This is a genomic window from Parasutterella secunda, from assembly GCF_016901835.1.
Taxonomy (GTDB): Bacteria; Pseudomonadota; Gammaproteobacteria; order Burkholderiales; family Burkholderiaceae_F; genus Aphodousia; species Aphodousia faecavium.
The window spans coordinates 130,039-150,905 of record NZ_JACJKX010000003.1 but is presented as its reverse complement, the minus strand read 5'-3'; the positions used below and the strand labels follow the sequence as shown (position 1 = coordinate 150,905).

General features: G+C 49.4%; 20 protein-coding genes. 9 read left to right on the top strand and 11 right to left on the bottom strand.

The features are described from left to right. Window positions 1–10 precede the first annotated feature (10 nt). Together recD and H5985_RS03010 are read left to right on the top strand one after the other, a co-directional pair. Window positions 11–1,849 carry an exodeoxyribonuclease V subunit alpha gene (gene recD, locus H5985_RS03015; RefSeq protein ID WP_205049839.1) on the top strand — a complete coding sequence of 613 codons (1,839 nt, stop codon included), beginning with the start codon at window positions 11–13 and terminating at the stop codon, window positions 1,847–1,849. Window positions 1,850–1,940: 91 nt separating this feature from the next. Beyond that, on the top strand, window positions 1,941–2,876 hold the full coding sequence (locus H5985_RS03010) for a DMT family transporter (RefSeq protein ID WP_239481568.1): 936 nt from the start codon (window positions 1,941–1,943) through the stop codon (window positions 2,874–2,876). A 52-nt stretch (window positions 2,877–2,928) separates the two neighbouring features. Here the strand turns inward: H5985_RS03010 and H5985_RS03005 are convergent, their stop codons facing one another. From H5985_RS03005 to rpsF, 6 genes are all read right to left on the bottom strand, one after another. Next, window positions 2,929–3,420 (bottom strand): DUF456 domain-containing protein, encoded by a 492-nt coding sequence (locus tag H5985_RS03005; protein ID WP_205049838.1) that lies wholly within the window; start codon window positions 3,418–3,420, stop codon window positions 2,929–2,931. 4 nt (window positions 3,421–3,424) lie between these two features. Continuing rightward, complete coding sequence (gene dnaB, locus H5985_RS03000) at window positions 3,425–4,798, bottom strand: replicative DNA helicase (RefSeq protein WP_205049837.1); 1,374 nt, start codon at window positions 4,796–4,798, stop codon at window positions 3,425–3,427. A 303-nt stretch (window positions 4,799–5,101) separates the two neighbouring features. Next, on the bottom strand, window positions 5,102–5,551 hold the full coding sequence (rplI, locus tag H5985_RS02995) for a 50S ribosomal protein L9 (protein WP_205049836.1): 450 nt from the start codon (window positions 5,549–5,551) through the stop codon (window positions 5,102–5,104). Between the two features lie 20 nt (window positions 5,552–5,571). Continuing rightward, window positions 5,572–5,844: a 30S ribosomal protein S18 gene (rpsR, locus tag H5985_RS02990; RefSeq protein ID WP_022472334.1), complete on the bottom strand. Its 273-nt coding sequence runs from the start codon at window positions 5,842–5,844 to the stop codon at window positions 5,572–5,574. A 2-nt stretch (window positions 5,845–5,846) separates the two neighbouring features. Further along, complete coding sequence (priB, locus tag H5985_RS02985; protein WP_338124947.1) at window positions 5,847–6,140, bottom strand: primosomal replication protein N; 294 nt, start codon at window positions 6,138–6,140, stop codon at window positions 5,847–5,849. Between the two features lie 37 nt (window positions 6,141–6,177). After that, a complete protein-coding gene (gene rpsF / locus H5985_RS02980; protein ID WP_205049835.1) occupies window positions 6,178–6,582 on the bottom strand; it encodes a 30S ribosomal protein S6 in 405 nt (134 codons plus the stop codon). A 214-nt stretch (window positions 6,583–6,796) separates the two neighbouring features. On the opposite strand from rpsF, the gene H5985_RS02975 reads away from it, so the two are divergent. Beyond that, window positions 6,797–7,606, top strand: coding sequence for an MBL fold metallo-hydrolase (locus tag H5985_RS02975; RefSeq protein ID WP_205049834.1), 810 nt, complete (start codon window positions 6,797–6,799; stop codon window positions 7,604–7,606). Window position 7,607: 1 nt separating this feature from the next. Here H5985_RS02975 and H5985_RS02970 read toward each other — a convergent pair whose 3' ends face one another. From H5985_RS02970 to H5985_RS02960, 3 genes are all read right to left on the bottom strand, one after another. Continuing rightward, window positions 7,608–8,357: an anaerobic ribonucleoside-triphosphate reductase activating protein gene (locus H5985_RS02970; protein ID WP_205049833.1), complete on the bottom strand. Its 750-nt coding sequence runs from the start codon at window positions 8,355–8,357 to the stop codon at window positions 7,608–7,610. A gap of 63 nt (window positions 8,358–8,420) precedes the next feature. Continuing rightward, window positions 8,421–8,594, bottom strand: coding sequence for an anaerobic ribonucleoside-triphosphate reductase (nrdD, locus tag H5985_RS09525; protein ID WP_205049832.1), 174 nt, complete (start codon window positions 8,592–8,594; stop codon window positions 8,421–8,423). Between the two features lie 19 nt (window positions 8,595–8,613). After that, a complete protein-coding gene (locus H5985_RS02960; protein ID WP_205049831.1) occupies window positions 8,614–10,638 on the bottom strand; it encodes a ribonucleoside triphosphate reductase in 2,025 nt (674 codons plus the stop codon). Between the two features lie 331 nt (window positions 10,639–10,969). Between H5985_RS02960 and H5985_RS02955 the strand changes: the two genes are divergently transcribed. The 6 genes from H5985_RS02955 (at window position 10,970) to H5985_RS02930 (ending at window position 19,660) form a co-directional block, all read left to right on the top strand. After that, window positions 10,970–11,881 carry a copper resistance protein NlpE N-terminal domain-containing protein gene (locus tag H5985_RS02955; RefSeq protein ID WP_205049830.1) on the top strand — a complete coding sequence of 304 codons (912 nt, stop codon included), beginning with the start codon at window positions 10,970–10,972 and terminating at the stop codon, window positions 11,879–11,881. Window positions 11,882–12,250: 369 nt separating this feature from the next. Next, window positions 12,251–14,143 (top strand): AMP-dependent synthetase/ligase, encoded by a 1,893-nt coding sequence (locus tag H5985_RS02950; RefSeq protein ID WP_239481566.1) that lies wholly within the window; start codon window positions 12,251–12,253, stop codon window positions 14,141–14,143. Between the two features lie 157 nt (window positions 14,144–14,300). Further along, a complete protein-coding gene (locus H5985_RS02945) occupies window positions 14,301–16,133 on the top strand; it encodes an AMP-dependent synthetase/ligase (protein WP_205049829.1) in 1,833 nt (610 codons plus the stop codon). 59 nt (window positions 16,134–16,192) lie between these two features. Continuing rightward, a complete protein-coding gene (locus H5985_RS02940) occupies window positions 16,193–16,963 on the top strand; it encodes a TatD family hydrolase (RefSeq protein WP_205049828.1) in 771 nt (256 codons plus the stop codon). Continuing rightward, window positions 16,956–17,729 carry an ankyrin repeat domain-containing protein gene (locus H5985_RS02935; RefSeq protein ID WP_205049827.1) on the top strand — a complete coding sequence of 258 codons (774 nt, stop codon included), beginning with the start codon at window positions 16,956–16,958 and terminating at the stop codon, window positions 17,727–17,729. The genes H5985_RS02940 and H5985_RS02935 overlap by 8 nt, the downstream gene beginning before the upstream one ends. Next, entirely contained in the window at window positions 17,726–19,660 is a 1,935-nt protein-coding gene (locus H5985_RS02930) for a U32 family peptidase (RefSeq protein WP_205049826.1), read from the top strand. The genes H5985_RS02935 and H5985_RS02930 overlap by 4 nt, the downstream gene beginning before the upstream one ends. Before the next feature lie 191 nt (window positions 19,661–19,851). On the opposite strand, the gene H5985_RS02925 is transcribed toward H5985_RS02930, so the two are convergent. Both H5985_RS02925 and ccsA read right to left on the bottom strand, forming a co-directional pair. Next, window positions 19,852–20,037: a hypothetical protein gene (locus tag H5985_RS02925; RefSeq protein ID WP_205049825.1), complete on the bottom strand. Its 186-nt coding sequence runs from the start codon at window positions 20,035–20,037 to the stop codon at window positions 19,852–19,854. Then, a complete protein-coding gene (gene ccsA, locus H5985_RS02920) occupies window positions 20,037–20,765 on the bottom strand; it encodes a cytochrome c biogenesis protein CcsA (protein WP_205049824.1) in 729 nt (242 codons plus the stop codon). The genes H5985_RS02925 and ccsA overlap by 1 nt, the downstream gene beginning before the upstream one ends. Window positions 20,766–20,867 lie beyond the last annotated feature (102 nt).

Sequence of the window (20,867 nt, the reverse complement as noted above, 5' to 3'; positions counted from 1 at the left end):
TTTTTCAGTTATGCATGAATCGGAAACTGTTTTAACAGACTCTCAAGCCGCTTGGCGAGTAATCGGACAGGCTCTTTGGAGAACGATTTGTCGGGCAAACGGTGTCAACGAGGCGATGCCTGAGTGTTTGACGAAATTGATGGACGCTTACGCGCTCACGGAAGAAGAGGGCAGTGTCTGCATTCAATACAAAGCGGATTCCGAAGAGATTTTAAGTAAGGCGGACGTTGCTTTTCTGTGCGAAAAGAAATTACTCACCCGAAAGCCCTTATCACTTGAGCAAGCACCCGATCCCCTAGTGCCGTTCGTCTTGGATGATACGGATGGCCTCAGACGACTTTACATGCAGCGCCACTTCATGCAGGAAAGAGCTGTTGCTCTCAAAATTCTTGCATTGATTCAGGACACCCCGCAAACTCTGAGCCCCGCAGTTCAAAAGGCGTTAACGACATTTAACGGGATGCAGTATGGCAAACCCTCCCCTACCGATGAGACGAGTCGCCTTGAGCAACAAGGGGCCGTGGCAAGAGCCTTGGAGCGGCAATTTTTCATTATTACGGGCGGACCCGGTACCGGTAAAACAACCGTCGTCGCCAAACTTTTAGAGTGTCTGCTGATTGACCGACCGAATCTCAAAATTGCGCTGGCAGCCCCCACGGGTAAAGCCGCCGCGCGAATCATGCAATCACTGGTCGGTTCCTGTGAGCAGTTCTCCTCCTTCTTTCCGAATCTTGTCCATCTCATCCGGGATGAATCATTACCGGCACAGACCATCCATAAATGGCTTTTGACGCGAAACAAAAAAGGCAAAATTTCCGATCAGGATAACCCGCTCGATATCGATGTCATGATTGTGGACGAAGCGTCAATGATTGACCTTCATTTAGCCGATCGGCTTTTGAGCGTGATCGATGCCCGTCGCACCCGACTGATTCTGCTCGGGGATAAGTATCAGCTCTCAGCGGTGGGACCGGGATCGGTACTGGCGGACATGACAAGTGAAAACGGTGCATTATCGAGTAATCTTGCTGAGCTCACAATCAGCCATCGCTTTACGCACGACTCCAATGTCGGCGTTTTGGCTCAGGCGATCAAAACGGCCGAAGCCGACTTTGACTGCAAAGCCTTTATCAAGCGATTTAAAAATGCTTCAGAAGGCAAAGACAAGGTCAGCATTCACCTCTACAAGAGTAAAAACCCCGTTGATCCCGCTCTGGTTAAATGGTTGAGTCCTCATTTAAATGCTTACCTAAAAGCCCTGCAGGACTATCTTGACGATCGTCACTCCTTGATTGAAGACGATTCAAAATTAATCGAGCTATGGAAATGTGCTGAAAGTTTCCGAGTACTGGCTGCACAACGGGTGGGCCACAACGGTGTGAATGCCGTCAACGACTTTATTGAAAATCGGATTCGAGAACAAACTCACATTGCATCGAATTCACTGTTTTATCCCGGTCGATTAGTGATTATTCGCCAGAACACGCCATCGCTCGATGTCTATAACGGTGACGTCGGCATTGTTTTGCCGCTTGAAAATGATCCCGAACGCTACGAACTTTACATCGGCGATCGAAACAAACGCATTCCGGTCGGACTTTTACCTCAACATGACACGGCTTTTACGATGACCATTCACCAATCTCAAGGTTCACAATTTGCTCACGTGGCGGTTCTCCTACCCATGGCAGAAGACAGTCCCCTTGCTTGTCGCGAACTCTTTTATACAGCAGTGACCCGAGCGCAAGACGAAGCAGCAATTTTTGGCACCGCAAAGAGCATTGAGCGCTCCGTTTTGGTGAAGACTCAAAGAGCCAGCGGCTTGGCTGATCGCCTTGCCGAAAAATAGACGAAAATCAAAACCGATTGACTTTTTCTTTGGATGTCATTTTTTAGGGCTATACCGATATTATCGTTAACCCTTAAGAGAAAGGATTGCCATGCAGTCGTTATGGATGGTGGTCGCGGCGTTTTTTTTCGCCCTTTATGCCATATGCGTTAAATTTTCCAGTGTGGAAGGAATCGGATCTTTCGAGGTCCTTTTTTACCGCTCCTTTTTCGGATTAGTGATCTTTTATGCCATGATGCGCTACAGGCACATCACCGTGCATACCGTCCACCCGGCCGATCACCTCATCCGCTCCTTTATGGGAGCCGGTGCCGTCATGGCAGGCATTTACTCCATCGCCCATCTCAATGTCGGTTTGGCGATGACATTGAATTACACCTCTCCGCTTTTTATCGGTTGCTTTACGATCGGCATTTTGCTCTCAAAGCACAAGGGTATTAACTGGAAACTGCTCTCAACCTTGCTTTTAGGCTTTGTTGGTGTAACGGTGATGCTCTCGCCCACCATCACGCCCGATGAATATTTCGCTGCCGTAGTGGGTTTGGGATCAGGCTTTTGCACGGCTGTGGCCACCACCTATGTCAAACGCTTGGGACTGATGAAAGAGCCCGAATTACGTATTCTTTTCTATCTGGTACTAGTGGGGTCTTTATGCGGGCTGATCGGAACGCTCTTCACGGGTGGCTTTACCATGCCCACGGCCACTGCTGCGATTGCCATTGCCGGTTTTGCCATCTGCTCGACTTGCGGACAATTCTTCTTAACCCGAGCATTCAGTCGCGGTAATTTGGTTTTAAGCGGTGCACTTCAGTACACCGTGATTCTTTTTTCAACGATCATGGGCGTGTTTGTTTTCGGAGACAGCGTCAATCTGACGATTGTGGCCGGTATGGTGATGATTGTGGTCTCGGGGATTTTAGCGAGCTACTTCACCCGTCTTGAAAAACAAAAGCAGCTTGAAGAAGCCAAACATACTGAAGAGGGGCTGCAAAGCCACCTGCGACACAAAGCCGCTCGAGACCATTGATACGAAAAAATGGGGAGGTTATTGAAGCCTCCCCAAAATCTATGCGGTGTGATTAAACAAACCGCATTACACACATAATACCGATCATAATAAAGGCTATTGCCAATTTCGCGGCAATGCCCGCAATCATCCCGATCCAAGTCGCCCAACTGACTTTGCCCGCCTTACGCATATCACGGTGCCCGATCATTTCGCCCACAAAGGCACCGATCACCGGGAAAAGGAAAATACCGAGAAGACCGAACGGAATACCGACAATGGTTCCGACTAAAGCCCCGGTTAAACCCAGTTTTGTCGCACCGGCTTTCTGTGCACCTAGCGTTTGACTCACCCAATCGATGATGATTGAGATGACTGTCAGGACACCCAAAGCAATCAGGGTTCCCCAACCGAAATACTGATAATCCTCCATGTAGGCAATGAGCCAACCACCCGCAAAAATCATCGGTATACCCGGAAGCGCCGGGACTATGGTTCCGGCCAAACCGACCAAAATCAATAAAAAGGCAACCGCGTATAAACCGTAAGTGATCAAAACGTCCATAGCATCAGACCCTTGCTCTATTCTTAAATTGTGTGTACTCACCGAAGAACGTTAATTCAACCGTACCGGTCGGACCGTTACGCTGCTTACGAATAATGGCTTCGGCATCGCGCTCCTGATCCGTGTCTTTTAACTCCTGGTTATAGACCACGTCACGGTAGAGGAAAATAATCACATCGGCGTCCTGTTCGATGGAACCGGATTCTCTCAAGTCACTCATCATCGGGCGCTTATCGGGACGCTGTTCAAGCGAGCGGTTAAGCTGTGACAAAGCGATGATGGGGCAATTGAGCTCTTTGGCAAGAAGTTTCAGGCCGCGCGACATTTCGGAAATTTCCTGAGCGCGGTTTTCCCCACGGCCGTCGCCTGACATCAACTGAATGTAGTCGACCACAATCAAGCCTAATCGCTTGACTTCGCGTGACAGGCGTCTGGCCCGCGAGCGCAGATCCGAAATCGTGAGACCCGAAGAGTCATCGATAAAGATGTTTCTCGAATTGGAAATATCTGTGACCGCCGCGCTCATCTTCTGGAATTCATCGCCTTCAAGGCGTCCGTTTCTCAAGTGCTCGAGACGAATACGTTGGTAGGAGCTGATCAAACGCATCGCCAACTGCTCGGCCGGCATTTCCATCGAAAATATGGCCACAGGCATCTCGGCTCGCATAGCCACATATTCGGCAATATTCATGGCGAAGGTCGTTTTACCCATAGCCGGACGACCGGCCACAATGATCAATTCACCGGGGTGCATGCCCTTCGTTAAACGGTCCAGATCAATAAAACCGGTGGGGACGCCGGTGACCGGATTCTGGCTCTTGGAGTTATAGAGTTTTGTGATTTGATCGCTCACTTCAGCCAATGCGCCGGTAATCGACTTTAAGCCGGCACCGGCCACCTGTGCATCTTCACTGATTTTGAATATGGAACTCTCTGCCCTATCCAAAATATCTTTGGTTTCCACCCCCTTGGTATCCAGGGCAGAATCGACGATTTGCGAGCCGACGTTTACCAAACTGCGCAGAATACTTCGGTCACGAACAATTTCAGCGTAACGACGGGCATTGGCCGAGTTAGGCGTATTCATCGCCAGGGAGTTCAAAAAGCTCTTTGTCCCCTCTTGAGCCAAACCGACACGGGTCATAGAATCGTGCACGGTCAAAACGTCGGCAGGCTGCCCGTTATTGATCAACTGCGAGATGTGTTCATAAATACGACGATGATCCCCCCGATAGAAATCTTCGGAGGTAATCACGTCGTTGACCATGTCAAAGACACGGTTATCGATCAATAAGCTTCCTAAAAGTCCCTGCTCTGCTTCGGTTGAGTGCGGAGGCAGGCGAACGCTGTCATTAGATTTTTCTTCAGGCATTTTCAATCAAAATCTGCAATTTTTCTGCTCGGTATTGTACCAGAGCACCTTTTCAGGCTTGAAAGAAATTGTATGAAAATTTAATATTTCAAAAAAGAGTATTTTCTTTTAAAAATCAATAAGTAAGACTGATTATTCAAAGAATATCCTACTGTCGGCCGGTTCTCATCCATCAGACTGGGGACCGGAGGCGATTTGGAAAACAATTGTAGGTCAAAAAGACAACCCGATTCGTTTCGGGTCTCAGATAAAACAAAGGTTCGACTCCTTTAGGGAGACGAACCTCTGTCATCGGGTCAGGATACTGAATTAAGCTTCAGCCACGACACGCACGGTGATTTCGGCGGTGATGTCCGTCATCAAACCGATCACGATCGGGGTTTCACCCAAAGCCTTGATCGGGCCGTTGGGCAAACGAATCTGAGCCTTCTTAATATCGAAACCTTGAGCTTGGAGGGCTTCAGCAATATCGGCGTTCGTGACGGAACCGAAGAGGCGACCGTCAACACCGGCCTTGCTGGCCACTTCAACCACGTCACCGTTCAACTTGGCAGCGATCGCTTCAGCAGCAGCGATACGTTCGGCCTGAGCCTTTTCAAGTTCAGCACGACGTTGTTCGAATTCGGCAATAGCGGCCTGCGTAGCACGCTTGGCACGCTTGGTGGGGATCAAGTAGTTACGAGCGTAACCATCCTTAACCTTAACGATGTCACCCAATTCACCGAGGTGGGTAATCTTTTCAAGAAGAATAACTTGCATTTGATTAACTCCTCACTCGATTATTGATTGTCCGTGTACGGCAACAAAGCCAAGAAACGAGCGCGCTTGATGGCCGTGTCGAGTTGACGTTGATAGTGAGCCTTCGTGCCCGTCAAACGAGCCGGCATGATCTTGCCGTTTTCTTGGATGAAGTCACGGAGCGTTTCCACATCCTTGTAGTCGATCATTTCGACGTGTTCAGCCGTAAAGCGGCAGAACTTCTTGCGCTTAAAAAGCGCGTTTTGTTGGTTGCCACGGCGCGGCTTACCCTTGCCCTTTGCACCAAAAGCCATTTTTAAACTCCTTGTGAGTATTGCGTAATATGAACGATCATTTGTCGGGAACGTTGTGAGCGCGGGGCCAAAAATCCGGAGATCTCAAAAACCGATCCGAGCGGCTCTTTGTCCAAGGCTTCAGCGATATCACCACAGGCCTTACAGGCAAAATCGAAAACCAACTTTCGGTCTTCACCTGCCTCTTTAACCACACTCATGTGGTGAAACACCACTTCCAAAACCGCCAGGCCTGCGGGTGTGTACCGCATCTGGGCTTTTTGCGTGAACTCGCCCGTTAATCTGATCGTGTTCACCGGTTTCTCTTTTTCTTTCCGACAAAATACAAATTAATTAAGCAGCGGCAGCTTCTTGAGCTTCAGCAGCTTGGGCTTGAGCCTGAGCAGCTTCGCTGGCGGCCTTCTTCTGTTCTTCTCTTTCGACAATCTTCATCATCGGAGAGGGAGCAGTTTCAGCCTTCTTCATCTTGACCGTCAAATGACGCAACACGGCGTCGTTGAAGCGGAAGCCGTTTTCGATCTCAGCGAGCGTTTCGTGAGAGCATTCCACGTTCATGAGAACGTAGTGAGCCTTGACCAACTTTTGAATCGGGTAGGCCAAGGGACGACGACCCCAGTCTTCCACACGATGCATCTTGCCGCCTTGTTCAGCGACGAGAGCTTTGTAGCGTTCGATCATAGCGGGCACTTGCTCGCTTTGATCCGGGTGCACAATAAAGCAAATTTCATAATGACGCATTGGTATTGTCTCCTTACGGGAAAAGCCACCCGGAGCGTCTGTTTCCGGTGTGGCAAGGACAGAAAAAACGGGATTGTAATAAATAATTCCGACCTTTGCAAGCAAAATCTGTACATTTTCGCTGACGAATTAATAAGTTAGCGTCTGAGTCTGTCCTGATTGCAAAAGCGGCGCTATATTAGCACTATCGTCACCGATTTGGGAAAGAAATCGTATGCAAATTACTGTCGTTGTTGAAAATTTTTGCACAAACCGCCTTTTAAGAGCTGAATGGGGATACAGTGTTTATCTCGAGAGCCCGACCACGCGAGCGCTCTTGGATACCGGTTCTGAAGCTCACGGCTTTGTCCACAACCTCAAAGTCCTCAAGATTGATCCAAAAATGATTGAACATATTATTCTTTCGCATGCTCATTTTGATCATACGGGCGGATTGGTTGACGCAATTATGCTGGCACCGCAGGCCAAACGCTGGGGAGCCCGCACCATCACCCGACAACGGTGGGGCGATGCCGATCACAAGCGAAACGGCGGGGGCGGCCCGCTTTTTGAGAATCTCCTCACCGACCCGATTGACACCTGGGCTCAAATTTCAAACGAACTCATTGCCTTCACTGTCCCTGAAAACGCACGTGATCCCCGCTTTGTCAACTCAAAAAATATGTGGGAAGAAACCGAAGGCGGAGAAATTATTCCCGATACCTTTGCTGATGACCTTTCTCTGTTAGTCAAAGGACAAAACGGATTCAGCGTGATCTTGGGCTGCGCCCATGCCGGATTGCCGAACATTCTGCGTTACGCTCAGGAAACCTTTTCGGTTGACTCTTTTGATACAGTTTTGGGCGGTACGCATTTAAGTGCCGCAACCGATAAAGAACTCCCCGTATGGATCGATGCGCTCAAGGCATTTCGAGTCAGACGCTGGCGGCCCAATCACTGCACGGGTTTCAAAGCCGCCGCGGCCATGGCCCGAGCATTTGAAGATGTGGATTGGGCCGGGTGCGGCACCCGCCTGACTCTTTAAACTACTCTCGCCTTAATTCAAAATTCGGGAAAAGCTTTTTTAGCGTCTCAATGGTTTCAGGCTCGGGGTATTCGTGTCCGACGTTTTCAAAGGGAAGATCAAGCTCTTTGGGTTTGCGGTAAATCTGAAGGGCAAAATTTTCCACTCCCCGATCTTTAAGCTCTCGGGCGAGTTTCAAAATTATTTCATCAGGCAAATAGTCCGGGTGGGCTGTTGTGCGGCATTCGTAAGCCACCTGCGCCTTTTGAATAATTTCCAATGTTTCCGATACATGCCGGGCAGGATCGGATATTTCCAGTCCCACGATCCAACGATAGGCCTCACTATCCGTTAAAGAAGCCTTCACATCCAATCCCACCCAATCGACTGAATCAATCACACGCTTAACATGCTCAGGGTTACAACCCGAAGTATGAAGCCCGATCTTAAAACCCATTGCCTTGACCTGTTGCATAGCATCTCGGAGCGCCGGATCAAGCGTAGGCTCGCCGCCCGAGAACACCACGGCATCCAACAGGCCCTGACGCCTCTTTAAAAGATTGACCAGTTCTTGCCAACTGCTGTGCAGGTACTCCGGATGAAATTCACGCGACTGCATATGGGGATTATGGCAATACCGGCATCGCCACGGACAGCCCTGAACAAAAACCACGGCTGAAAAATAACCCGGATAATCGATACTGGTGTAAGGCGTAATGGCCGAAATTTTAAGGTGCTCCGCACTCAATGATTCACCGCTTAACGACATCATTCAATCCCCGAAGACAAATAGGCGCCGAAAAGATTAATCCTTCCGACGCCACCGACGACAGGCTTATTTACCTAAACCGCACTTGCTTTCCACAAAGCATTTGCGTTCGTAGAATTCGCCCTTTTTCCCTGTATTAAAGGAAGACACCGGACGATGGTAGCCCATCACACGCGTCCACACTTCACAGGGTTGGCGTTCAATGTCTTTGAGTTCAATTTTCTCTTCTTTTTTGTCCATTTTCAGCACTCCTTAATATCTAGCAATCCTGGCCGCAGGCCTGAGCCTTTGCCTTCTTCTCACGAATCAACTCAGCATCGCAAATCGGGCAGAAATCATGCCGTCCCGAGATGTAGCCGTGTTTAGGACAAATCGAGAACGTGGGCGTAATCGTCAGATACGGTAAGCGGAACTTAGTCAAAGCGCGGCGCACCAGTTCCTTACAAGCCTTAGAAGAGCTGATGGCATCGGCCATATACAAGTGCAGCACCGTGCCGCCCGTGTACTTGCGCTGCAGGTCATCTTGCATTTCAAGCGCCAGGAACGGATCATCGGTAAAGCCCACCGGCAGCTGAGAGCTGTTGGTGTAGTAAGGATTGGACTCGGTTCCGGCCTGGATGATATCGGGGAAACGCTTACGGTCTTCCTTGGCAAAGCGATACGTCGTGCCTTCCGCAGGCGTTGCTTCCAAGTTATACATATGACCGGTTTCTTCCTGGAACTGCACCATGCGGCCGCGGACATGATCCAAAAGCTTCAGGGCAAATTCATGTCCCCATTCATCGGTAATGTCATGAGCATCGTTCGTGAAATTGCGGATGCATTCATTGATCCCATTGACACCAATCGTGGAGAAGTGATTGCGAAGCGTACCCAAGTAACGCTTGGTGTACGGGAAAAGTCCCTGGTCAATGTGCCGTTGAATGACTTTACGCTTGATTTCAAGGCTCGTTTTAGCCATTTCCAACAGATGGTCAAGGCGATCAAAAAGGCCCTGTTCATTGCCTTTAAAGAGATAGCCCAAGCGAGCGCAGTTGATCGTCACCACACCAAGTGAGCCCGTTTGTTCAGCCGATCCGAAAAGGCCGTTGCCGCGCTTGAGAAGCTCGCGAAGATCGAGCTGCAGACGGCAACACATCGAGCGGATCATGTTGGGTTTGAGTTCGGAATTGATGAAATTTTGGAAGTACGGCAAACCGTACTTAGCCGTCATGGCAAAAAGCCTGTCGGCATTTTCACTATCCCAGTCAAAGTCCGGCGTAATGTTATAAGTCGGAATCGGGAACGTGAACACACGTCCCTTGGCATCGCCTTGCGTCATCACTTCAATATAGGCACGGTTAATCATGTCCATTTCACGCTTGCAGTCACCGTACGTGAAAGGCATTTCTACGCCGCCGATAAGCGGATGCTGATCCTTTAAATCGTCCGGACACGTCCAGTCAAAGGTGAGATTGGTAAAGGGCGTCTGCGTACCCCAGCGCGAAGGCACGTTGAGGTTATAGATGAGCTCCTGGATACTTTGAAGCACTTCCTCGTAAGGCACATTATCCTTTTTAATAAAAGGCGCGAGATAGGTATCGAAAGAGGAAAAGGCTTGAGCCCCTGCCCATTCGTTTTGCATGGTGCCGAGGAAATTAACAATCTGACCCGTGGCTGAAGACAGGTGTTTAGGGGCGCCCGCTTCGACCTTACCCGGAACACCGTTGAGGCCCTCATTTAAAAGCGTACGCAAAGACCAGCCTGCGCAATAGCCCGAAAGCATGTCCAAGTCATGAATATGAAAATCGGCCTCGCGGTGAGCACGACCGATTTCGGCCGGATAAATGTAATTGAGCCAGTAGTTGGCTACGACTTTACCGGAGACATTCAGAATCAAGCCGCCCAAAGAGTAGCCTTGGTTCGCATTGGCGTTGACGCGCCAGTCGAGCTGCTGCAGATACTCGTTGATGGAAGATTCCACATTAACCCAGCTTTGACGGGCATCACGTGCTTTCTGACGCTGTTCACGATAGACGATATAGGCGCGAAGCGTTTTGAAGTAGCCCTCGTCAAAGAGCGCATGCTCGACCGCATCCTGAACCTGTTCAATGTGCGGTGTCACTAAATTCAAAGACACAAGCTTCGGCAACACTCGCTCTTCGGTAATACGAGCAGCGCATGCCTCATCGAATTCACCCGTCGCTTTACCGGCTTTGGCAATGGCAGCAACGATTTTATTGGCGTCAAAATCTTTCACACTGCCGTCACGCTTAATCAGGTGCGACAACTTTTTTTCGTACATCAGGGATCTCCCAAAAAGGAATTCGCTCAAAAACAGCCGAGCGATTTGCTTGGGTTACTCTACCAAGTTCACCTGATTTAATTGCCTAAAAATTCATCACTTTTATGACTCACACTATATTTAGGAAACAGGTTTATCCACACTTTAAAAAAGACTTGATTTTCAAATAAAAAAGAGGTTTTTCAAAAGCTAAGGGATTTCCCTAAAACACAAGATATAGTATATATGATGAGTTTTTATAACAATTGATAGGTAATTCTTTGATTTAACTGATAATCTGATTATCAATGACCTAAAATTGGGACAGAGCTGTTGTCAAAGGATTTCGACCATGTCAGGAAAAGTCTTTCTGTTGGCCACCTGCCTGTTGGCTGCCGGCTGCGCTTCAAATAATGTCACCCAGACCGGTGTCGTCACGGATGCGACGATGAACACCGTCACGATTTTAACCGGCAGCAATCAAACAATGAGTTTCAGCACTTTGAATGCTGACCGCTCGGAATTAAAAGGCTTACGGTTAGGTGATCGGGTAAACGTCCGTTTCTCAGGCCCTTATGAACCGGGCCTGGAAATTCAAAAAATTTCCACCGCTCCCATTTTTCCTCTCTTATTTGAAAAAGCCATTCGTCTGCAATCGGTAAGAGACACCTCTGCTGTGTATGTCCTTTTTACCGATGAAGATCGTCTGGCGCTTATTTTTGATACTGAGGGACGCGTGATTCGTACCCTTGAGCATAGAAAACTTCCGAACGGACTCTTCGCCTGGAATGTAGCCGATGACGACACGTGGAATCTGAGAAAAATGCCCTCCGGTCTTTGGACGATCACTCAACGAACCAAAACGCTTTTCACTCAGTCAACTTCAGCTACAGATGAAAGCCTTGGGCAATTCACTACCCTGCACTATGAAGGATTATTGCCGGCTGCCGACTGCCCCGGTATTCGTTACGAACTATTCATCCGACACAGAACTCATAGCGGTGACGGCACATTTTTGCTTAACCTCACCTACCTTGAAGCCGAAAACGGAAAGGATATGACTTTTTCGTATCTGGGGCGACGCTACACGCTCAAAGGCAGTGCCGATAATGAGAACGCCATCGTCTGGCAGTGCCGATCGGATAACGGCCAGGAGCTTTTTAATTTCTTGGTTGAGAATCAGAGCAGGCGACTGACGCTTTTGACAGACGACTTCAAGCGAATTGATTCGCCGTTTAACTACAGTTTGGAAAAAAAGAAGTGACTGAAAAGCGCCGGATAGGAAAATGGGTTACCGAAATTCGTTGTCTGACTTCGATAACCCATTTTTTAAGCATGGTAAGAGAGTGTTTCATTGCTGACCAGGCTATGAATCGCTCTTACATTGAGGAGCTTACATGCTTGAAATTTGTCCTTAATTCTATCTTAAGCTTGAGTTTTTGCAATAACATCTATTTGTTTTTTCAGAGAAATTTTTTCAAAAATTAGGCCTTTTCACCTATTTTTCATGTCAATCACTAATACATTGTGCTTAGAAAAAGCCAAATTTCCTCTTTTCGAAGAACAGGATTGAAAGATTCTTTTATGGTAATCCGTTCGGATGAGTCCCTTAACAATAAGGGAAAATACCAGTATGCTTAACCCGACATCAATGAGCCGTATAGACGAAGCTAGCGCTATGGAAACAACACAAACCCGTTATGAAGACTTTCTGAAAATTCGAGTTTTACCCGAAGTTCTTACCCATCATTTGGGTCGTCATGATGATTTACCCGCTCTCACTCAGTATGTGACTGCAGAAAAAACTTGGAAAACCTTGACGTACCGCGAACTCTATGAGCGTGTTCAGCGTTGGCGCCGGTCTTTTACAAAGTTTAATTTGGACAAGGGCTCGCGAGTGGCTATGCTTTTGCCTAACTGTATCGACGCCATTTGTTTTGACCAGGCTGCCCTGGCCTGTGGTCTGGTGCCTGTTCCCCTTCATGCAGTCGACACCCCGGGGTCAAGCGCTTTTATTTTGAATGACAGTGAAGCCCGAATTTTAGTCACGGCCAAATACCTCAAGTGGAAAGGTATCCGTCAGGCCGATACGCTGCCGAATCTCAAAGCGGTCATCATCACCGATGACACGGTGCCGGAAGACGATCAGGTCAATAATACCGGCATCAATGTCTGCACCTTAGCCGACTGGCTCGATGCAGCCGATAACATTGCCCTGCCGGAAGTCAAACTTGAACCGACGGATCTCGCCGCTTTGGTTTATACCTCCGGCACCACCGGGCGCCCCAAGGGCGTGATGCTCACGCACGAAAACATTTTGGAAAATGCCAAAGGCGTGATGGGTAACATTCGCCCGGATCCTGACGACAAGTGGTTCTCATTCCTTCCCTTGTCTCATACTTTTGAGCGTACGACAACGTACTATCTTGCCATGGGCATGGGTAACGAAGTTTTCTTTAACCGCAACATCCTGCAAATCGTCGATGACCTGCAGCATGTGCGTCCGACCATTCTGATGTCCGTGCCGCGCATCTACGAGCGCATCTACGCCCGACTGCACGATCAACTTGCCAAAAAGGGCATGGTGACCCGCTACGTTTTCAATTGGGCGGTTGAAGTGGGTTGGCGACGTTTCTGCAAAGAAAACGGTTTGCCGGTGGAACATTCCTGGCGTGAATGCCTGGACGGCCTTATGGGCGATTGGCTCGACGCCAAGGTGGGCTCCACCCTTCGCAAAGTATTTGGCGGCGTCAAGCCCCATGCTTTCATTTCGGGCGGCGCTGCACTGAACCAGTCTGTGGCCAAAACCTTTATCGGTTTAGGGATTCCTATTTATCAGGGCTACGGAATGACTGAAACGAGCCCTATTCTTGCCGTCAATAAAGAGCATCACAACGATCCCTCAACCGTCGGGATGGCTTTGCCCAACATGCAGCTGCGCTTAGGCGACAATGACGAATTGCAAGTCAAAGGCCCCTGCGTGATGCAGGGTTACTGGAACCGACCGGAAGCTACGGCTGATGTCTTTACCGAAGACGGTTGGCTTAAAACGGGCGACCAAGCCGATATTCTCCCCTCCGGCCACGTTCGTATTAAGGGCCGTATCAAGGAAATTATCGTCACGAGCTCCGGTGAGAAGATTCCGCCGGCTGACTTGGAAATGGCCATTGAAACCGATCCCTTATTTGCTCAGGTGATGGCCGTGGGTGAAGGCTTACCGTACGTCAGCATTGTGGCTGTTTTGGAGACGGAACACTGGAAAGCGCTCGCTAAAGAACTCAATCTTGATGCCAATGACCCGAAGTCATTAAATGCCAAGGTTGTTCAGCAAACGCTTGTGCGCCGGGTGAAAAAACTCACCAAGGGCTTCCCGCAATACGGTGTGCCCCGTGCCGTGATCCCGACACTGAATGCCTGGACCATCGAAAACGGTATGCTTACACCGACTTTGAAATTAAAGCGGCACATCATTAAGGCCCGCTTCCAGGACGACATTACAAAGCTCTACGAAACGCACGCCGGATAATTCTTTAAACGGTGTTTCTCAATCAGGCAAGGACAATCGTTCCTTGCCTTTTCTTTGTCCTTTCTCGCACAAAAAGACACAAAAAGAGGTGATTTTTTAGAGCATTGTTTCTGTAGAATAAGTTGTTTAGAAAAAACTTCTGTAAAGACACATCAAAATGGCTGATCATACCTACATTGATGATTTCAAAACACTCCCGGAGATGCTCACCCACACCCTCGCCACTCAACCTGATAAAGAGGGTTATCGCTATTTTGATTATGAACATGAAAAGTGGACGAGTGTCACCTGGCGCGAATTCGGTGAACGGGTCATGCGCTGGCGAAAAGCTTTTGCCGCAATGGGCTTTAAGCGCGGTGATCGAGTCGCGATGTTGCTGATCAATTCGCTCGATGCGCTCACTTTTGACCAGGCTGCCTTAGCAAATGCCCTGATTCCGGTTCCGCTTCACGCGATTGACACACCCGAGTCAGCCGCTTATATCATGAGTGACAGCGGCTGCCGCTTTTTGGTAACGACGACCAAGGCGCGTTGGAATGCAATTTTCAATTCCGACACACCGGTGCCGACTCTTGAACAAGTTGTCTTTACCACCGAGGAAGAGGAAGGTCAAAGTAACGCCACTCACTACTGCGGTGTTAAAAAGTGGCTTCAACAGGGCGAGTCCTTTAATGAGGCTGATTTGCCGGCAGGTCCCGAAGAAGAGGATCTTGCGGCCATTGTCTACACTTCCGGCACCACCGGTCGCCCCAAGGGGGTCATGCTCACACACCGTGCGGTTTTATCCAACGTACAGGATATTGCCAAACAGATGCCTCTCACGGACGAAGATCTCTTCTTATCGTACCTGCCTCTGTCACACACTTTTGAGCGAACGGCAACGTACTACAACTGCGTGGCGCACGGGGCAACGCTTGTCTTTAGCCGCGGCCCGATGCAACTTGCCGAAGACTTCAAGGACATCCATCCCACGGTCATGTGTTCGGTACCCCGCATCCTTGAGCAGTTTTACGCCAAAATTCAAGCTCAATATGTCAAAAAAGGCGCCTCTTTTCAGGAGATGGCCGACCGCGTGGTTGCAGCCGGTTGGCGTGATTTTTGCCGCGCCAATGACCTTCCGTTAGAAGATGACGGATTGCCCGCAATGGACGATCTCATCAAGTCGCTCTACTTCAATGAAGTAGCCGAACCCGTCCGAGCGCTCTTCGGTCCCCGCTTTAAATACATTGTGAGCGGCGGAGCAGCCTTAAACGGGATGGTGGCGAAATTCTTCTGTGCCTTGGGACTCAATATCCGCCAAGCCTACGGTCTCACCGAATACAGCCCTGTGATTTCCATGAACGGCATGACAGGTAACCACCCCAACACCGTCGGTATACCGTTAGCTCGCTGCCAAGTGCGAGCCGGCGCCAATGATGAACTTCAGGTTTTCGGCCCCAGTATGATGAAGGGCTACTGGAATTTGCCCAAAGAAACGGCCGAAACATTTACCGAAGACGGTTGGCTCAGGACGGGCGATCAGGTTGATTTAAGTGACGGCGGACGTGTCCGTATTAAAGGTCGTATCAAAGAAATTATTGTCACGAGTACCGGTGAAAAGATCTGTCCGGTCGACGTTGAATTTGCCATCCAGGAAGATCATCTGTTTGAACAGGTGATGGTGGTCGGTGAAGGTCGTCCTTATATCACTGCACTTGTAGTCGTCAATGAGATGCTCTTTAGGCTCGTGTGCGAAGAAGTGGGCATTACGCCCGACAGTCCCGCCCTTAACCGTTGCCGAGACCTCAGGGCAAAAATCGTCAAACGTGTGCGTCAGGCTGCCAAGCATTTCCCACAGTACGGCGTGCCGCGCAACGTTTATATTCTGCGCAAACATTGGACGGCTGAAGACGGGCTTCTGACTCCGACGATGAAATTGCGTCGCAGACAGATTGCCGAGCGTTTTGCCCAAGAGATTGAAGAACTCTACGAGTCTCCCCGCAAGCACTGATTGCCACTGTCTTTTTGAAGGGGCCTCGGGCCCCTTCGTTATTAACGGAATGAACAATAATGTTTTTTGATACCCACTGCCACATCCACATGCCTCAGTTTGACAATGATCGAACCGATGTCATCACTCGAATGAGACAGGCACAGGTCACTCGTGCGGTTGTCGTGGCAACGGAAGAAGCAGAAATTGAGCCTGTTCTCAAGCTTGCTGAAGAAAACGAAGGAATTTTCGGAGCGTTTGCTGTGAGTCCTCAGGACGAAGAACTGCCTGATCTGAGCACTGAAGAAATCGCCAAACGAGTCAAGCATCCCTTGATGGTTGCTGTCGGTGAAACAGGGCTTGACTATCACTACTGTCATGAACCGCTTGATTGGCAGCGCAAGCGTTTTGGCACCCACATTGATGCGGCTAACCTTAGCGGCAAACCCCTCATCATCCACTCTCGTGAAGCGCAGGACGATACCATTGCCATTTTGAAGGCTCACCAGGCTTACCGTTGCGGTTTTGTACTGCACTGCTTTTGCGGTGATTGGGACTTTGCTAAAAAAGCACTCGATATGGGCGGATACCTCTCTTTTTCCGGTATCGTGACCTTCCGCTCAGCTCAGGATATTCAGGAAGTCGCTCGCAAAGCCCCGCAAGACAGGATATTTATCGAAACCGACAGTCCTTACCTTGCCCCTATTCCCTTGCGTGGCAAGCGCAACGAACCCTCTTTTGTGCCTCATGTGGCACAATTTTTAGCACAATTGCGTCAAACCGATTGTGAAACTATTGCGCAAATAACCATGCGTAATGCCAACCGCTTTTTTGGACTCGCCAATGATTAAACTGTGTCTGACCCTGGCGCTTTGCGCCCAAAGCCTTCTCTGTATGGCTCAAAGCATCACACCGGGCGTGCCGCTTGATCGGCAGCTTCAGGAAGCTATCGCCAAAGACGATGCGCCCAAAGTGGCTTATATGCTCAGAGAGCTCGCGTACGACCCCAATTTTTATCTGCCCAATGGCGACACGCCTCTTGTTTTTGCCATCCGAATGGACGCCAAGGTCAGCACCAACCAAGTGCTTTTGCGAAGCTTCAAAATCAACGTGAAGGTACCGACCTTAAGAGGCGAGACTCCTTTAATGCTTGCCGCCATCAAAGGCGATGAAGCGCTTGCTCAAAAACTCCTTGACATGGGCGCTCCCGTGAACGCCAACTACGGTTGGACGGCACTGCACTACGCTGCCAGTACCGGTCAGACCGAAATGGTGCGATTTTTAATTCAAAAAGGCGCTGAGGTTAACGCCCGAACCGAGCGCGGTGTCACGCCCCTATACATGGCTTCTCGAATCATTGCAACGAGTACCGTTGATGCACTGCTAAAGGCCGGAGCTGATAAAACACTGTGTACCGATCAGGGTATCAGTCCGGCTGCAATTGCTCAAAAACGAGGCGACAGCGCTTTGGCTCAAAAGCTTCAAATATCAGCCTGCGCACCTTGGCCGGTCCCCGAAACCGCCCCCTCCTCTGATTCTGTCCCGATTGAGAGCGCAGACTCACAGAACAATTCTGAATCTTCCGCTCAGACTTCTGATCAAGGAACCCGTCCGTGAACAAATCTCAAGAACTCGAACTGCTCGCACCCGCTAAAAACGCCGATGTCGGCATTGAAGCCATTTTGCACGGAGCCGATGCGGTCTATATCGGCGGACCCGGGTTCGGGGCCCGCGTCGAAGCGGCCAACGCCTTTGCCGATATCAAACGGCTCACGGATTTTGCTCATCGCTTCGATGCCCGTGTCTACATGACACTCAACACCATTGTCAATGACAGTGAAAGGCTCGAAGCGGTTCGATTAGCCTGGCTTGCTTACGAAAACGGAGTCGATGCCCTGATTGTGCAGGATATGGGGATTTTGGATAGTGACCTGCCGCCCATACAGCTGCACGCCTCCACTCAATGCGATGTCCGTTCACCACAAAAGGCCCGTTTTTTGGAAAGCGTGGGATTTTCCCAAGTGGTGCTTGCCCGGGAAATGAATCTTGCCGAAATCCGGCAATGCTACGAGACACTTCAATCGGCCAGAATTGAGTACTTTATCCATGGTGCGCTCTGCGTGAGCTATTCCGGTCAGTGTTACGCAAGTTTTGCTGCCACCGGGCGCAGCGCCAATCGCGGTGCCTGTGCCCAACTTTGCCGTCTTCCTTACAGTGTTTATACCGAAGAGGGCAAAGAGCTTATCGCCGACCGGCACGTGCTGTCTTTAAAAGACAATAACCAAACCGATAATCTCTCGGCACTTATCGACGCGGGAGTGCGAAGCTTCAAAATCGAAGGCCGCTTAAAAGACGTCTCTTATGTGAAAAACATCACCGCTCACTACCGTCGTGCTCTCGATCAGATCATCGCCGAAAGAGGTGATCTCAAACGTTCCAGTGACGGTGTGAGCTTCATCAATTTTGAACCCGATCCGCGCAAATCCTTCAATCGAGGTTTTACCGATTACTTTACGCGCGAGCGCCATCACGATATGGCTGTGTTTGAAACGCCGAAAAACAGCGGTGAGAAAATCGGGCAAATCGTGCGTATCGCATCGGACGCCATAGAAGTTAAATCGGAAGAAGAACTTCATAACGCTGACGGTTTAACCTATTTAAGCCGTGATAAAACGCTCATGGGCTTTGCCGTTAATCGCGCCGAAGAAATCGATCATGGGCTTTGGCGCTTGACACTCAGAGAACGGCCGATTTCGAAAAAACACCCGCAGCTTACCCCGGGCACCGTTTTGTATAGAAACCGTGATCAGGCGTGGGAAGAGGCACTATCGAAATCGACCGCCAAACGACTGATCGGCCTAAACGCTTTTTGGAGCGCTTCAGAAGAAGGCTTTACCTTACGACTCGAAGACAGCCGAGGCAATTGTGCGATCGCTCAAGCCCGCCCGGATAACATGCAAAAAGCGGCTCGAATCGAACAAAACCGAAGCAATATTGAAAAAAATCTCAAAAAAACGGGCGAAACCGACTTTGAAATTGTCCGTCTGACACTGGACGATCAGGGCTATTTTGCACCCGCAAGTATCGTCAATGCGATGCGTCGCGAAGCGCTTGAAAAAATGCAAAAAGAAAGACTCGATCATTTCGAGCGCTTACCGAAAGCTCACGTCACTGAGTCGCTCCCCTATCCCGATGCAGTGGATTTCAGAGCCAACGTCTTAAACGAGCAGGCCGTTCGATTTTATAAGCGCCACGAAGCTGTTATCACGGAACCGGCGCTTGAAACCGGATCCGTGCGCCGAGAAGTTCCTGTCATGCTCACCAAGCACTGTGTCCGCTATGCCTTAGGACTGTGCTTAAAAGATAATCTTGATAAAGTGAAGGCCGACCCGGCATTAAAGAGTCGGTACCGCCCCGATCCTTTGATTTTAAAATCCGGGCCGAATGTTTACCGGGCCACCTTTGATTGCAAAAAGTGTGAAATGACGCTTACCGCCCGGGTCAAAACCGATACAAGTCTCGGAGTGGTCAAACTTAAGGAATCCTGAAATTGTGTTTGTTCCTGAAGTTTGTTTGTGTTTTCTCAAACATTAGGGTTTCTCTGGGCTCAATAGGTACAAACCATTAGACTCTTATGGTAAATTTACGGCGTGGATGAACAGTTTACTGTTTAACACAAAAGTCGTGGCAGCGATCGGTCCGTTGCCACGACTTTTCTCTACTGAGCGCAAACTTTTTTTCAATCAATTCTCAAGCGCATTTCACTTAAACGAGCCCGAGCTTCACGCATCAATGCATGGTAGGCCTTGGCACGCCTGATTTTCAGACTCCATAACTCAGCCACTGCCAAAACGGCAGCCAAAATAAAAACGAGAACGACGCTGTAGCCTTGTTCGGTTAAATTGAAAAGAAAGAATTCACTCATCAAAGCTCTCCTTCCAAGGCTGCCTCTTGAGCCCACACCGCCCGCTTTTCACGCTCCAAAATCACCGTGCGACAACGACCGAGAGACATCGCTAAGGCGTAGCAAAAAAGATTGACGCCGAATAGACTCATCAGGATATAAGCGTCACGGCCGTTGGAGCGCAAGAGACTGTTATCGAGGTCGTGCGCCATCGGCGTAAACAGATCAAAGAAAAAATACAAACCGGGAATCAGCACCAGACCCAAAAGAGCGGAGATAGCGGCTTTTTTATCATTGAGTTCGCGACTGTTATTGACTCTTGAGGCCGAAAGCGAAATAAAGGCTGCAAAGAAAAAGAGCAAAATCAGCAAAGCGGTCAGGCGCGAGTCCCAAATCCAAAAAGCTCCCCACATGGGGCGACCAAAGAGGGCACCTGAGCCCAATGCAAAAAGCGTCATCACAAATCCGCTCGGCGCAAATCCATGAGAAAACACAATCGGCATCAGGGCTTTGTTATGAAGCAGATGAAAAACGCTTCCGATCACCACGACGCAATAACAAAAGATTGCGGTAACGGACGCAGCCAAATGAAGGTAGAACACCCAATAAATGTCGGCCTGACCGATGGCGGTGGTATCCGAATAACTTAGCATCCAAAGCAAAGCGGCGGCGAGACTGCCCACCGAAATGAGTAATAACGCCGGGATGAATTTAGCAAAAAAAGAATAGTAAGTTTTGGGGTTAACCATGGCGAGTCCGCGAAAAATCCAATTGGCATTGTAGCTCAGCCGTCCGAGAGAATTGAAATTGACTGTTTTGAACACCGTTTTTTTCAACTCAGGATGGCTAAA

Excerpts from the sequence above, each read along its gene's own strand:
- recD (WP_205049839.1), top strand. The coding sequence starts at position 11 with ATGCATGAATCGGAAACTGTTTTAACAGACTCTCAAGCCGCTTGGCGA.
- H5985_RS03010 (WP_239481568.1), top strand. The coding sequence starts at position 1,941 with ATGCAGTCGTTATGGATGGTGGTCGCGGCGTTTTTTTTCGCCCTTTAT.
- H5985_RS03005 (WP_205049838.1), bottom strand. The coding sequence starts at position 3,420 with ATGGACGTTTTGATCACTTACGGTTTATACGCGGTTGCCTTTTTATTG.
- rplI (WP_205049836.1), bottom strand. The coding sequence starts at position 5,551 with ATGCAAGTTATTCTTCTTGAAAAGATTACCCACCTCGGTGAATTGGGT.
- rpsR (WP_022472334.1), bottom strand. The coding sequence starts at position 5,844 with ATGGCTTTTGGTGCAAAGGGCAAGGGTAAGCCGCGCCGTGGCAACCAA.
- rpsF (WP_205049835.1), bottom strand. The coding sequence starts at position 6,582 with ATGCGTCATTATGAAATTTGCTTTATTGTGCACCCGGATCAAAGCGAG.
- H5985_RS02975 (WP_205049834.1), top strand. The coding sequence starts at position 6,797 with ATGCAAATTACTGTCGTTGTTGAAAATTTTTGCACAAACCGCCTTTTA.
- H5985_RS02970 (WP_205049833.1), bottom strand. The coding sequence starts at position 8,357 with ATGATGTCGTTAAGCGGTGAATCATTGAGTGCGGAGCACCTTAAAATT.
- nrdD (WP_205049832.1), bottom strand. The coding sequence starts at position 8,594 with ATGGACAAAAAAGAAGAGAAAATTGAACTCAAAGACATTGAACGCCAA.
- H5985_RS02960 (WP_205049831.1), bottom strand. The coding sequence starts at position 10,638 with ATGTACGAAAAAAAGTTGTCGCACCTGATTAAGCGTGACGGCAGTGTG.
- H5985_RS02955 (WP_205049830.1), top strand. The coding sequence starts at position 10,970 with ATGTCAGGAAAAGTCTTTCTGTTGGCCACCTGCCTGTTGGCTGCCGGC.
- H5985_RS02950 (WP_239481566.1), top strand. The coding sequence starts at position 12,251 with ATGCTTAACCCGACATCAATGAGCCGTATAGACGAAGCTAGCGCTATG.
- H5985_RS02945 (WP_205049829.1), top strand. The coding sequence starts at position 14,301 with ATGGCTGATCATACCTACATTGATGATTTCAAAACACTCCCGGAGATG.
- H5985_RS02940 (WP_205049828.1), top strand. The coding sequence starts at position 16,193 with ATGTTTTTTGATACCCACTGCCACATCCACATGCCTCAGTTTGACAAT.
- H5985_RS02935 (WP_205049827.1), top strand. The coding sequence starts at position 16,956 with ATGATTAAACTGTGTCTGACCCTGGCGCTTTGCGCCCAAAGCCTTCTC.
- H5985_RS02925 (WP_205049825.1), bottom strand. The coding sequence starts at position 20,037 with ATGAGTGAATTCTTTCTTTTCAATTTAACCGAACAAGGCTACAGCGTC.
- ccsA (WP_205049824.1), bottom strand. The coding sequence starts at position 20,765 with ATGGTTAACCCCAAAACTTACTATTCTTTTTTTGCTAAATTCATCCCG.